This window comes from Lacrimispora struthionigena, from assembly GCF_048627165.1.
In the GTDB taxonomy this organism is placed as follows: Bacteria; Bacillota; Clostridia; order Lachnospirales; family Lachnospiraceae; genus Lacrimispora.
On the sequence record NZ_JBMBWP010000001.1, the window covers coordinates 1828347 to 1843765 of the forward strand.

At 41.8% G+C, this 15419-nt stretch carries 2 protein-coding genes; both read left to right on the forward strand.

Annotated elements, in window-relative coordinates:
- Positions 1 to 293: 293 nt before the first annotated feature.
- On the forward strand, positions 294 to 1127 hold the full coding sequence (locus ACOAOT_RS08250; RefSeq protein WP_420216538.1) for a hypothetical protein: 834 nt from the start codon (positions 294 to 296) through the stop codon (positions 1125 to 1127).
- A 98-nt stretch (positions 1128 to 1225) separates the two neighbouring features.
- The gene (locus ACOAOT_RS08255) at positions 1226 to 15283 is read left to right on the forward strand and encodes a SpaA isopeptide-forming pilin-related protein (RefSeq protein WP_420216539.1); all 14058 of its coding nucleotides are present in this window, start codon (positions 1226 to 1228) and stop codon (positions 15281 to 15283) included.
- Positions 15284 to 15419: the final 136 nt, after the last annotated feature.

Consider the following 15419-nt stretch of genomic DNA (forward strand, 5'->3'; position numbering starts at 1 on the left):
CAGTTCAAAAGCCTTTTTGAAACAGTTATAAAGTTTGTAATAAAAGCCAAAACATGATATAATATGAAACAGGTAGTCAATCTGACGGGGGGGCCATCTCCGAAAGGAGGTGGTCGTTATTAGTACATACAAGGAATTCATGTTTATTATCAATGTTGTAGCGCTTGTCGTTGCAATCCTTACATATACGAATAACAAAGACAAAGATACAAAAAAATAATCACCCTGCCGACCAAAGCTATGGGTGATTATTTTTGCTAAATATATCAAAGAGATAGTAAGGGGGAATAAGTATGAAAAAGAAATTATTAGTGGCAGCGATGTCGGCTATGTTAGTGATTGGAACAGCAATAACGTCCTTTGCTGATACGTATGATCCGCAATATCCATTAAAAGGCTATATGGAATCCTGGTTTATAACAAGTCCAGTTACTGGTACAACTGCTTGGAAAAGTAATCCGGATAATTATGTCTACGAGGCCAATAATCATAGGCAGTATGCTTTTGATCTTATAGTACAAAATAGAGATCCGCTTTCTTTTAACTATTTTGGTGGAATAGAATTGGCTGCTATTGCTGAATTAACAAATTATCAGACTACGGGATTAAGCCCGGATCAAGACAGGCTGAACCGCTTGACAACAGAGTTACGAATTTTTTTAAACAGCTTTGATTGGAGAAATGCTTCTGATTATGAAAAAGCAGTTCAGATTGCAAAGAGAATCACGAAGGCAGATTATCTGGATCAGGAAGGTACACAATATCCTTACAGTTGCCTGGTGGAAGGAAAAGCCAGCTGCAATGGATATGCTTGGGCAACACGCCTACTAGCTACTTGTGTTGGATTACCAATAGAAGAACTTGGATCTGTAAGTCATACTTATCCAGTCTTTTTGGTAGATGGTGTATGGTTATCGTACGAGCCAACAAGTAAGAATAATTACTTTAATATTGCAGAAGTTTATACCCCGGCATATTACTTAGCAGGTGAAGCTCATTTAACCCCGTTAGGAGAATACTGTAAAGCAACTGGTTACCAAATTCCAGAGAGTGTAGAAGGAAAGTTTCCCAACATTTCTTATGGCATAATTTATGGAAAACAGGCACCATTTATAAAGTTTAATTAAATATTGAATATTACATTGTAATAGAAGGCTATCGGTTAATATAATCGGTAGCTTTTTTGTGCTTAAAAAGAAGTAATAGAAAGAAATAAGGAGAAACGATGACTACATACGGGAAGAAAGGTACAAAACTAAATCAAAGAATTGCTGTATTGCTTGCAATAGTCTTATTACTAACGCCTGTATTTACTTACTTACCTCCTGGTATGTTTGATTCCTGGGGATTTGGTTTGGTTTTTGTAAGTTCAGGACAGGCTGGACATCCCTACCTGATGGGAAAAGCCCCTGGTGATGATGAAAGTAAATGGTTTTTGTGCATAAACCAAGGAGCTTCGGCCCATAGCAATTATGATTATTCTAAAGTTAATGCAGATATTGATTATAACCAAGGAACGATTGAGCAGAAGCGGATGTTTTGGGCTTACATTGGTGCCTTTAGAAGTTATGATAACGATATTACTTTAGATAGGTTGGGTGCTTGTACCAAAGATGAAGCAAGGCAGGTAGCATGGTCTAAGGGGAAAAGCAATGGTGGATCGGCTTGGATTGAAAACATGTCCAATGATGGCTTTATGTCATTGGAAAACGTACCTGAAGGCTGTAAAAGCCCAAAGGATATCCTTGACCTTATCAGTAAACACAATACTGCTGGACAGGCCATGTATATCAATGATCTAAGAAGTGGTCCCGGTCAAATAGATACAAAAAAACTGTATGAATTAACAGGACTTAAAGATTGGGAAACCTTTGTAAAGTATTGTAGGATTGATCCAGTAACCACAGGAATGGTCATTAATACAGAAGGACAGAACCTTTCCTGGAGTTTCCCCAATACCCCGGCTGGTCAGAAACCATCAGAAGCAGTAATGAAGATCAGCTATGATCCAACTGTTTTTAGAGTATTGGAAGTTACAGGCAGTTTGGAGTATTTCCAGTGTAATGTACCAGGTTCCCAGCAGTTATACCGGGCAAAAGGAAGACTAAAAGAATTGACTTGTGAGTTTTACCTCACTACAAAATATAGTGCAAATGCTCCCACTCCGACTCCGGGAGATGGAGAAGTGTCATTAAAAGTATACCAGCACAATGAAACTTTTGAATCCAATTACAAAGTTGAACTGGAAAAGAAAGATTATGAAACAGGTAATCCTTTACAGGGCTCTACATGGCAGGTATTAGAGCAGTTTGATAATAGTCAATTAAGCGATGATGAAACTGATGGTGGAATCATTGAAGATAACATGAGAGAAGATCCAACAACATGGCAGGACTGGCTGGTGTTTAATGATGACCTGGTTACAGATACCAGTGGACGTATTTCTCACAAAGATACCCGCTTTTACGATTTTAGTCATTCTTATTGCAATGGCCATCCAATTCCTCCGGAACCGGAAATAGATGAATCTGAAGATGGAGAAGCCGAAGAAGGGAAAGGAAGCGATGAAGCGGATGAAGCTGCAGAAGAGTATGAAAGACTCATGGAGGAGTGGCAGGCAGGAGTAGATACTTGTGAAGCCCGTGCTGCAGCTAGTGGCGGAACCTTTCACCATTGGGAATGTGGAAGTGAGGATGAACCATCTGAAGAAGAGGCATTTGAAGCGTCAGGCTGTAATGCAGCCAGAGACGCAGCATATGAAACTTTTTTCAATCTTGAATATGATTATACCTTTAGGGAAACAAAGCCAAGAGATGGTTATATCATTCATGATCCTGGCCATCCAGATGATGTTCCGATAGAAATTATCACAACAGCGGCTTCAGAAGCCGAAAGATCTGCAAAATGGAAAAGTTCCAGTAATTCAGATATTAGAGTCACCGGATATGTGCGCAACATGACTAAAGGCAGCTCGGATAACGGTGATTTCCAAGGATTTGCTGTACAGAGTTTAGCAAACAGGGCAGATCTTGAATCAGAGGATTTTGATCTTATCAGTGAAAATAAAATGTTACTTTCTGACATTGACAATCTTATAGCAAGTCCTTCCGAAAGTTCTGATGATCCGGAACAAAGCGGGGATTTAATTCTGAAAGAAACCTATGATCTTCCGCTGGGAGAAAGAATTATTAATAAATTGCTTAAATTTATCGGGCTTCCTATCGCTTTTGCTGAAGAGAAGGAAATAACCGTAAAGCTGGTTGCAAAAGATGATGAAGAGTTATTTGAAGACGAATTCGAGGAATACGAATTTGAAGAGGGTGATGAATTTGAAGAGGATGATGAATTTCTGGATGAATCCATAGATGAAGATGAATCAACCCCCTCACAGGCAAAAAAGAACTTTATCAATTATTCATTAACATCTAGTCTGGCCACTGATTCGGAAGCCTCTATATCTGAAGAAAAAAGAGCCACAAGGAAAATCAGTTTATTTGCGACTGAAGACACGGATGAAGAACCAGTTATGACAACAGCACTTAGTTTAAAGGCTCTTAGTGGTGATTTTGAAGGAGGAGAGATAGACAGTCAGCCAGAAGTGGATAAAGGACCGGGTAATCATACAGCTCATACTTTTAAAGTGTACGATCATCGCATACCTGCACAGGTTCATTTTAATAAAAGAGACATGGAACTAAAGGCAGGAGAATCCGTAAACTATGATTCATTTGGAGATACCCAGGGGGATGCCACATTAGAAGGCGCTGTATACGGTTTGTTTGTAGCCGATGATATTTATGGTCCAGACACCCAAAGAGATGAGAATGGAAATGTCTCCTGCGGAATTGGAGTGGTATTTGATGCAAATGATCTTGTTGCCGTGGCAACTACAGATAAAAATGGAGAGGGTTCCTTCTTAACAATAACAGAAAAACCTCACAGCTTTTACAATTATAAGACCGGAAGAATTGAATGCACCGGAAAGAGCTATCCGGAAAATCTGTATGTGAAAGATGGTTATGAAAAGGCGCAGCCACAAGAAGAGAGGGGGCGGATCTATAGAGATAATAAGTCCATGAATGGAGACAGCTGGATCGGAAGACCTTTAATCCTTGGCAACTACTATATTAAAGAACTTACCCGATCTGAAGGGTACGAACTTTCTATCACTGGAAAAGATTTGGACGTTACAAATGCTGTGCCAGGTACCCGTGAGAACTATGGTGAGACCGCTGATTCCAGAACGGCTCCGGTGGGATCCGCCTGGATCACAAAGCAGCTTTATAATGCAGTTACCTTTCCAGAGGGGAATGCCGCATATGGAAATAAAGAAAACTTACTTCTTCTTGAAACAAAATCAAAGGATGCTACCAATGGTTATAATGTAGTGCTTGATGGAATCCCGGAGGGCGCAGATATCTACATAAATAACGTCACATTAAAGCCGGTAGTAATCCAGCAGGTGGATGGAGGAAAGTGGGTTGATGCAAAGGAAGCCCCTTATTATCAGACGGCAGAATCTCAATCTGTTTATAAGCGTGATATCAATGGAAATATGATTGAAAAGCCTGGAGTATCTGCAAATGTGAAGATTCCATACGAAGCAGCTGGAATTGAAGCAGATAAACTTCCGACAGAAAGTACTGCGGTTGCCAGTGATCCGGCAAGGTTTGCCAGTGCATTTACCAATTCAGAGAGCAACGTAAAGTATGTGAAAGCCGAACTGGAGCAGATGATGCGTGATTCATTGCAGATGGAAACTCCGAAAGATGGTGATTATTCCACAATCAATACTCCGGTCTATGATGAAAAGAGGACGGTGAATGGAAAAACCGTCTACGGAAAGCCGGAAATTGTTCTTGAAATTGAAAATGTCACAACCAATAAATCCGTTATCGAAACCATTTTAAATTATTACATCAACGAAAAGGTATTTACTTATGGGGGTCTTCAAAAAATAGAATACAGTGGCGGAAAAGCAATTGTGACAATTGTAGTCGGCATGACTCCGGCCAGAACCTTACTGTATCAGACAAATTCCAGTGGTGATGTGGTTGCCGCTTACTTAACAAAATTGAATACAACCTATAGAAGATATGTCATAAGAAAATACACAGGAGATGAATTAAATGCTGCAAAAGTGGAGGATACAGGCAAATACATAATCAATGTAACGCCAGATTTTGAAGTCGGTGACAATGAAATTCCCACAGACAAAACTATTTATCCCTCAGACAGTGAGAGATACCTTCATTATGCTGCAGGTGAAACCCTTTACGATTATTGGTACTTAAATGGTGATACATATGTTGGCCATGCTCCTGTAACCAGAAAAGTCTGGGAGCCTAATTACAAGGAAGTTACTGTAAATGAGGAAAATGTAAGTTCCTCAAAGATTCCCAAGGTCAGCTCCATGGAAGAAGTGACAGACCAGACTGGCAGCACTTATTACTACTATGATCAGGTGGCAAAGCAGTATACCATTCATGTTGGCTCAAATGATATGGATCTTAGAGGGGTTAAATCAGGCAACTTTACCATAGCGCTTAATAATGGAAAACGTGAAGTAACCAATGAAGATATAAACAGGATCGGCTCCAATAATGTATGGGGTTACGCAGCTGGCTCCAGCATATCCAATGCAGAATATGTAATTCGAGTTTCCGGTGCCGGAGCTGGGGCATTTACTTCGATAGACTTTGATAACAACAAAACTTTTATAAAGAATCAGAGATTGATCAGCAATGGTTATCACGACTTGAATGAGGACGGAAACACAAGAGACATACCGACTCCGATCCAGGAGCGTATTATTGGGCAGCAAATTAAAGTCACTAAGACCATTGATGAAAAATCATATGAAAATATCAATACCTATGGCGCAGTCCATGAGGACTGGTTTACCAGAACATTTGGCGGGCATTTTGGAAGGAATACGATGGCCAGAAAGATGGACAACTTCCGGTTTAAGGTGTATTTAAAATCAAACCTGGAACGCTTGCACCGGGACAACGATGGGAATGTCATATGGCAGGACCGGTTAGGAAATGAAATAAATGTGACCGACCGAAATGAGAGATTTCCAGCGTTGGTAAATAAGGTTTATACGAAAGTCCAGCACATTACCTCTCCTTTATATAAGAATACAGAAGATGCAGTTGTAAGCAACGATTCCTTATATAGCTATTCAGATGGTTTCATAAATGAGAGCCAGAATAACGGCTATACTTCCGTACTGGAAACCACATACGTAAAGGCGGATAACGGTAGCGAAGCAAGAAATATCTCTGTTTACATTTACGAAAAGTTTTTTGATGCCATAAATGTGGCCAATGTGGATAAATGGGATCATACAGAAAACAGCAGCACATCCTTTAAACCCTTTGCTCTAATAAAAAAGTTCCTGTTTGGAACAGGAGGGGCAGAAAATCAATATCCAGCGGGCCATAACAATGGGGAAATTAAGAATGAAATCAACACCTCAGAGATAGATGCAGATAATGCCCTCCGCTCAGACAACGTTCGTCAGTTTGCAATTACCTGGTATCTAGATGACGAAGTTGCAAAGTTGGTGAAAAACAATCAGTCAGGGGAATCGGAAGGCGCTGTAGGGAGAAATACTTATTCCGATGAAATTTATGACAAAGCCCTTTCAGAAGCAATAAAAAAGGCAGAAAACTATTTAAAGCCGTTCTTTTCATATGACCTTGACCGGATTTATTCCATTGAATGGGACAGTGCACAGGAGGGAGGGGCAGATAAGGATCTTACGACACTTTCTGCAGATACATTATTTGGTGATACTCCAGGAAACAGCGATGGTTATTATTTTGCCACATCAAAATATATGCCATACGGAACCTATGTGGTGGCAGAACAGCAACCAAAATACAGTAACCTGGGAGATTTAAAGAACAAGCATTACCAGATTGACAAACCAAGAGAAGTCTCGCTCCCCTCTGTATATGCAGACTATAATGGCTCCCAGGCTACTCCGGAAGTGACTAATAATTATTACAATTATTCTGCCGGCACAACACAGCCAGAGATGGAGAGTAAGTATAAGATCCGCTTCAATGAGGAAGGTGTGAACATAATCAAGGGCAGAAATGTGGATGGCGACTTTGAAGTTTATAAGTACGGCATGGACATTTACAACATCAGAAATGGCATGACTGGAGCTGGATCAGGTGATTATTTTGCCCTGAGCCAGAACGAATTTAAGCCCTATAAAAACTACTACAATGAGCAGGATGCCAGGATTAGTGGAGAGATTCCCTATTATCTGTCAGAGGGCTTAAGTGGTAGAGAAGCGGTATCAAAATTTTACCGGTTTAGCTCAGTTGCAGAAAACAAAGGGATCGCAAATGATGTCCCATTAAGTAATGGTGCTGGAATCCAGTACAAAGATAATGTAACGACCATGCAGGGCGCGCAGGTTGCCTATGATGGAAATTATGCTCCCATGCTTGTACCGTGGACGGTAGTGGCCTCTGACAATGCAGTTACAGAGGTGGCAGACAGCTCCCTTTCTCCAAATGGGGAGAGCTCATACAAAGGGTTTGGTTATACGAAATTTAATAATAGGTTTTATAAAGCCAGGCTGAGAATCGAAAAATTAGATGCAGAAACAGGAGAAAATATCCTTCACGATGGTGCCTTGTTTGCATTGTATGCAGCGTCCAGGGAGGAAGGGGCAAATACAGACGGAAAGATAAAATTCTATGAAACAGATACCTGGATTGAAGGCTCTAAGGAATTTTTAAAAGCAATGGGAGCTGCCGGGATCGTTCAATCAGGTGAGACCTACAGCGGATTGGTTTCAGCCGGCACCACGATCTGTGAGGAAGAAGAACAGGTATTTCTTTCTGATAAAGAAGGAAGAAGAACCGGTCAGTTTGAAGCCTTTACAACAATGAGAGATGGGTTACAGGCACAGGAAGGGAATCTGGCTTCCACCTCCTATCAGGATCAGAATACAGGATATCTTGTTACACCCCAGCCATTAGGTGCCGGGACCTATGTTTTATGTGAAATCAAACCGCCTGCAGGCTATGTAAGAACAAAGCCGGTAGCCATTGAGATCTATTCCGATCAGACCACCTATTACCAGGATGGAAAGCGGGATGAACGAGTGGCTGCAGCCATTTATGAAAATAACGCATTAGATGAGGATACCGCAAGGATCTATGTGGGAAATACCCCAATTCGCTTAGAAGTATCTAAGCTCAAAGATTCTGCTAAAACCGTTACCTATCAGACTAAAACCAGAGTGGAAGGAACGGAAGTGGAATTAAAGCAGAGATACGGGGCGGAAAACCTGGAGTTTGGCTATAAAAACGGAACCTACTTAGGATATGCCTGGTTTAAAGGAACCTTAGAATGTCTTCAGGCCAGAAAAGAAGCGGGCGAGAACGTCGAGCCAGTTTACTTAAATGGTGTATTTGCCGGATATGGTCTGGTCTCCAGACCACTGGATACTGCAGATGATAAGAACCGTTACGCAGCCGGGGCAAAAATGGCACTCTACGATGCCATTGAGGTCAAAGAAAACGGAGATAGTGGAGATTACGGATATGACGGCGTGGAAGTGGTGAGAGACCGGAACAATAACGTCCAGTCCATCAAAGTGAAAAAAGGATATGCTGGAAGCACCGTAGAATTTATTAATAAGCAGGATCCGGAAGGAAGTCTATCCGAAGAAACAGGGGAGGGTACCTGGACGTATCACACCATTGACCGGGAGGATACCGACATTTTCTTTTATTCCCTGGCAGATCTTACGGTCAAAGAGATCGGAGCAGATGGAGCCGTTTACGGTTATGACAGAAACAGCAATAAGGTATGTGTAAAAAACCGGGAATCCATCTTTGTGTTAAAGGCAGGAAAACCAGTCTTTGAGCTTGAAGGAGGAGATTTAACCAAGGTTCGCTATACAAAAGCAGACAAACTCCTGGCAATACCTTCTGAAGCAACACTCTATCACCTGGATTCGGTAGGAAACCGGGATGCATATGTCAACCCGACCACAGGAATGGCTTACACCAAAGAGGGAAATAAGCTCCTGGTATGGCCGGTAAAGATTTCGCAAAATAAGACCGGGGCTGTCATTGCCAGGGAAAAGATTAAAACCTTCCGGATAGCTGCTGTGAATGCAGATACCAATCAGGAGTACACAACCGGGACGTACCAGGGTAAAACCTTTCAAAAGAGCATGAACCCGGTTCTAAATGGTCATGGACTGCCGGAGTATTACCAAAAGTCAGAGGAAACCTATAAAAAGGGAGCTCCCATTTACGATATTGACGGGGATTATGTGCGCTATAAATACGATGATTTACTGGAAGCTTATAACCGGGCGGCTTACCGGATTAATGATCATTCCGGAAGAGATGCCATAGGTTCCGAAGAGGATATCAAAGACGATCCGAGTCTCTACCATCGTCAAGGGGAAGCCTGGGTAATGGAAAACACCTGGACCACTGGAGAAAAGTACCCGAACGATCCTTTCCAGACGGTTATGACAGTGGGACAGGCGGATATGTTAAAGCGAGTGATCCCAGGGACTTACATCATGGAAGAGGTAAAGGCTCCTTCTGGTTATCAGAAAGGGTTTCCACAGGGAATTACCGTAGAAGAAACAAAAGAAGTACAAACAACGGGCATGGAAGATCCAAAGATTAAGGTGGAAATAACAAAGACTGATGCAGCCAGACAATACCGGATACCAGTTATTAGTGATTACCAGGACGGTCTTGTAATGACACAACCCAAAGGCGCTTACAGCTATAAACAGATCATCGGCGCGCACCTGGCACTTTACAATGCTAAGAGGGTTTACTCCACAGACAGTACCACCTATCCCAAGGGTTATTACCTGGTGAAGGCAGAAAGCAAACCGGCTGAGTGGACCGTAGAGAGTACCGCAGACAATGCGCCGGTTCGGATAGTAGCAGACTGGATCACTGATGGAAAAGCGAAATACTTTGAAGGAATACCGGCAGGAGATTACATCTTAGAAGAATCCGAAGCAGCAAGCGGGTATGTAAGAACGTCCATGGAGATTACGGTAAAAGCAGCCGGTGACGTTCAGACCATCAATCTAACCAATGACCATACGAAACTGGAGGTTTATAAGTATTTCTTAGACAGTAAGGGAGTAAAAACTCTTTTGCCAAATGATCATTCGGCTGGACTGGCCTTATATGAGGCAAAGACAGACCAGGACGGAACTATTTTAACGGAAGGAGGAAAACCCCAGTACGATGAGTCAAAGAAAGTTGATCAGTGGACCACAGATGATTTAACGGAATACACGGAGCTGACAGAAAAGAGTAAGAAGCTTGGGGATCGCTTAAAAGGTTTCCTGGGTTTTACCAATAACAAATCCAGCTTTTTGACAGATTTTGAAGCAACTTACCGAGAAAAAGGAGAAGGTTTCACCTATCTTACCTGGTACACCAAAGATGGGGAACGGAGTGCAGAACGGACGGAGAGCATATCAACTGAAAAGGGAGAGAATATCACTCAGATCTGGACTACCGATACCGGAGCTGCGATCCGAATCACCAGTTACCGAAATGTGACAAACGGTTCCCTTGATACAGACGGTCAGCTGCCTCTGGTTTTTGAATATCAGTTTAATTATAAAGAAAATGAAGGAATCAAAAGCTATAACACCTTAGAGGGAATGCACCGGATTGATTATCTGCCTTTGAATGTAGAAACGAACGGTAAAAAGTTGGGAGCCTATGTCCTGGTGGAAGAAAAGGTCCCGGACGGGTTTGAAGCAGCCGATCCGAAGCCAATCGTCCTGAAAGAAACCGGAGATGTGCAGAGATTTAGCCTTGAAAATGAGGAAAAGTACATCAATGTATTAAAGGTAGTGACAGATGGAACGGCAGAATATGCAGCTACCGGTGCCGAGCTTGCCTTATATCGTTCGGATGCAGAGGGGATTCTTTTAGAAGATGAAACACACTTGGTTGAGACCTGGATATCCGGATCAGACGGGACCTATACGGAAGAGGAACAGTTTAATGGAAATATGCCCGATAAAGCGGGGCACGCTGTCCCGGAAGGGCTTTCTATAGGAGATTTAAAACCGCATCGAATTGATAAGACCGCTTACGGAATCTATTACATCGTGGAAACAAAAGCACCAGCCTATATGCAGAAAGCAGATCCGGTAAAGATAACGGTTGGAACTGAAAAGATACCATTTTATAAAGTGGTCAATACCCCTGCCATTGGGAAACTGGAGATAAAAAAGAAAGCCTCCGATACAGGGGAAGGATTGGAACATGCAAGGTTTGAGGTGACAAACGAAGAGACTGGGAAAATTTGGTACATTACTACCAACACGGATGGAATGGCAGAATTATCCGGGCTTCCAGTAGGAAAGGTCCAGACGGATGGAACCATTAAAGCTTACACATATACGGTAAAAGAAATCTCTCCGCCCGATTTTTATCAGATTACCGAGAAAATCAAGAAATTCCAATTTGACGGGACGGAGAACGTAAGTGAAGTGCTCTATCATTATGAGGTTTATAATGACCCCACAAAGATCCTTTTCAAGAAAACAAACTTTGACACCGGCATGGCAGTGGAAGGAGCAGAGATTGCCGTCTACAAGGCGGTAGCGGTAAACGGCGAATATGAAAAGAACGGAGAAGCCATAACAACAGCCGTTTCCGGATCAAACGGTTTTACCCTGACAAAGAGGCTGTCAGCAGGACAGGTTTATATTATGGAGGAGTTAAAGGCTCCAGCCGGATACATTCTTTCAGCGCCGGTTATCTTTACTGTAAATCATTCAGGAACAGGAATCTTAAATGTATCCAATGATTTCAGTGTTTTAAAACTGGCAAGTGAGAATGGCACCATAGAAGCCCTTACCATAACCGGAAGAGCTCCGGTAAAAACCTACCTCATCTTAAAGGATTTAGATACCGGGACAGAGTTACCAGCCTTCATGGGAACAGGAAGCAGCCTTATCTTGTCAGCTAATGACGGGATCACGGAAGGGCATTTGTATGAGATTACGGAGTATACCAGGTATTCAGATGGCCAGACAAAAAAATCTGGAAAAGAAACCAGACGGATCTATTTTGATGATCATGGAACCTACTCTCTGGCTTCCAGAACTTATTTAGAGACCAGGCAGGAACTAACTGACTTTGAGGGAAATGTACTGGCAGACTGGATCGTCAGTGATGATACCCACGATTACGCCATAACCAATCCGGTCATAAAAGAAAGTCCGATTGTCAAGGTGACAAGCAGCGTTGGGGCTGGTCATATTGCAGTAAAGACAGGAAGCGTCATGAAATACACAATTTCCTATACCAATCCATACAGTTACCCGGCAGATATAAAGGTAAAAGCGGTTCTTTCTGAAGGACTTGATTATCTACGTTCCACCGCATATGGAGTTGAATTAAACGGAAACGTCACCTGGAATCTATCCGATGTAGCTGCTCATGAAAGCGGAACCGTGGATGTGGTAACTGTAGTTACCGGAGAAAATGGAACGGAAGCCAAAGCAAACTTTATAATGACAGCTGGAGCGGTTACAAAAACCACGAACCTCTGGAACCCGATTGTCCCGGATGGCTCCATCAGTATCATCAATAAGCTGGCTGGGACAGGAAAGAACCAGGCTGATGCATTTACCTATCATATGAAATTCACAGATCAGGCAGGAACGGCATTAATTGGGTACCAGGCATTCACCGGTTCCAAAACAGGAAGAATCAAGGGGGAGGGTGATATCACTCTTACCGGAGATGGATTTATTATCTTTTCCGGTCTGCCCTATGGAACCAGATATGAAATCACCAAAGTGGGAGCAGATGGATATGAACCGGGAGAGAAATTCGTAACCGGAGAAATCCAGAAAAACTCCCAAAGTGAAGTGTTTGAAAGCAATCGAAATGACGAAGCGATCCGGGAAATCCTCACAGCTGGAGGAAGCTATAAACTTATGGAAACAACCTCTTATAGTGATGGGAACAGCTTGATAAGCGGTGTGCACCGATTTGAAGTAAACGCTTCAGGAATGGTTGATAACGTTGATATGGAAGACCGGACGGTGCAGCTGTATTTTTCCAAGATTGACAGGGATACTGGTAAGGAACTTTCCGGAGGTAGCTATCAGCTGATTGATGCAGAGACTAATGAAATAATTTATAAATTTACGAAAGAAAGAGAGAAAGTGCAGATTCCAGCTAAACTTGTGACACCTGGGAAAGAATATAACTTTCAAGAGATCAGTTCCCCGGATGGATACGCTTACGAAAAAGATATCAGATTTATTACAGACGACAGCGGAATTTCTGAGACCATTATCATGGAGGATCAGAAGACAGAAGTGAATATTTTAAAAACTGATGCAGAATCAGGAGCACTTTTAAACGGTGGGCGGTTCACTATCAGGGAAAAGGATACTGGCATATTGATCAAAGAATTTGCACCAACAGGAGAACCAGTTGTTTTTACGGGGCTTTTATTTGCCGGCAGAACCTATGAACTTTCTGAGGAGAAGCCTCCTGCTGGATATGCTTACAGTGAGAGTGTGACATTTACTGTGCCAAAAGAAGCGGAAACCATAACCGTCATTATGAAAGATCAAAAAACGGAAGTTGAAATTCAAAAACTGGCAAAATCTCTGACGGAGAGCACTCCTACTGAAGCAGCACGTTCTCTATCCGGAAGTATGCTTCAGATCTTAAATCAGGACAAAACAGCTGCAAAGGCGATCCGTGATGGAAATGGTATAACAGCCGGTGAGGATTTATTATTTACAACTGGAAGCCAATTTGAAGTGTTAAAAGGGCAGCTGATTGCTGGAAAAAACTACTGGCTCCATGAAGTGAGACCGGCAGATGGTTATGCCTATGCGGAAGATATTTCCTTTACTGTTAGTTTAATCGGGGAAAGAAATACGGTGGTAATGATTGACAATCCAACCCATGTAATCCTCTCTAAAAAGGCAATCACTGGGCACGAGGAGCTCCCTGGCAATTATATGAGTGTAGTAGACAATCAAAATAAAGTAATTGACGAATGGATATCTGGCGAGCAGCCTCATGAAATTATTAGAAAGCTAATAGCTGGCGAAACTTATCATCTTATCGAAAATAAGCCAGTTGACGGATATGCCTATGGAAAGGAAGTTACCTTTACTGTCAGTAGAGATGGAAGCGTAGACCAGGTTGTAATGAGAAATGAAGCAACAAGAGTCCGCATTAGAAAAGTGGATTCATCTGGTCAGAACTTAAAAGGAGCTACATTACAGATATTGGATCAACAAAAAAACTTAATTGTTCCAGACTTTATGTCAAGAGATGAGCCAATTGATATTACAGGAGAATTAGTGGCAGAAAGGACTTATTATCTTCATGAAGTAAAAGCTCCATCAGGGTACCAACTTTCCTCTGATATAGCATTTACAGTACCAAAAGATCCCGTACTATTAGAGGTCACTATGACTGATCCAAAGCAACAAAACCCAGGACTGGATAAAATGTATCTCTACAAAACAGATGCAGCAACAGGGCAGGGGATTCAAGGCGTGGATTTTTCTATTTACCGCCCTAATGGAAGCTTATATCTGACTGTGAATACTGGAGAGGATGGATACGCAAAATTTGATATGCCCAAAAATGGAACCTATACCTATAAAGAGACAAAAGCAGCTCCTAGGTATCTTGCAACGGATCATACATATTCCTTTACCATAAAAAATGGTGAGATATCAGAAAACAGTATCGTATCAGTTGTTAATTACCGTTCTCCTGAAGTGATAATTCAAAAGGCAGATACTGAAACAATGGAAAGATTATCGGGAGCTGAGTTGGAGATCAGAAATGAAACTGGAGAGCCGGTATTCAAAGGAAAAACAGATAAAAATGGAATCATTTCATTCCATCCCATTCGTTCCGGGCAATATACTGTGCATGAAATGAAAGCTCCGGTGGGGTATAGAAAGACTGATTCCTTCCTGACTATTTGTATAACGGACGACGGAATTATTACAGGAGAGCTTACTATGTTTAACAGTCAGGAGCGTAGATATAGAAAAGGCATAATAACAGCTAAATATCAATCAAACTTAAATGGTGTTGGAATTATCAGCCATAGAGGAACAGGGGTTTGGAACTTGCTAAGCAAACTACCTGGGACAGGCGATGCAGGTCTTGGAAGCGGGATACTATTGAGTATGGGTCTGTTGACTCTTGTATGCGGAATTACTATCGTGAGAAGAAAAAATAAGTAAACTACAGCTGGCCGGGTTTTACATGTAGATGGCGGACGGAGCATGCAGTCATGAAAAGTTCGGTAATAGAAATTTACATATACAAAATTGTAAAACTATTTCTTTTGTGATAAAATGTAATTAATTTCCAGATAAA

Bases quoted from the DNA above. Each gene is read 5' to 3' on its own strand.
- ACOAOT_RS08250 (WP_420216538.1), top strand. From the start codon at position 294: ATGAAAAAGAAATTATTAGTGGCAGCGATGTCGGCTATGTTAGTGATT.
- ACOAOT_RS08255 (WP_420216539.1), top strand. From the start codon at position 1,226: ATGACTACATACGGGAAGAAAGGTACAAAACTAAATCAAAGAATTGCT.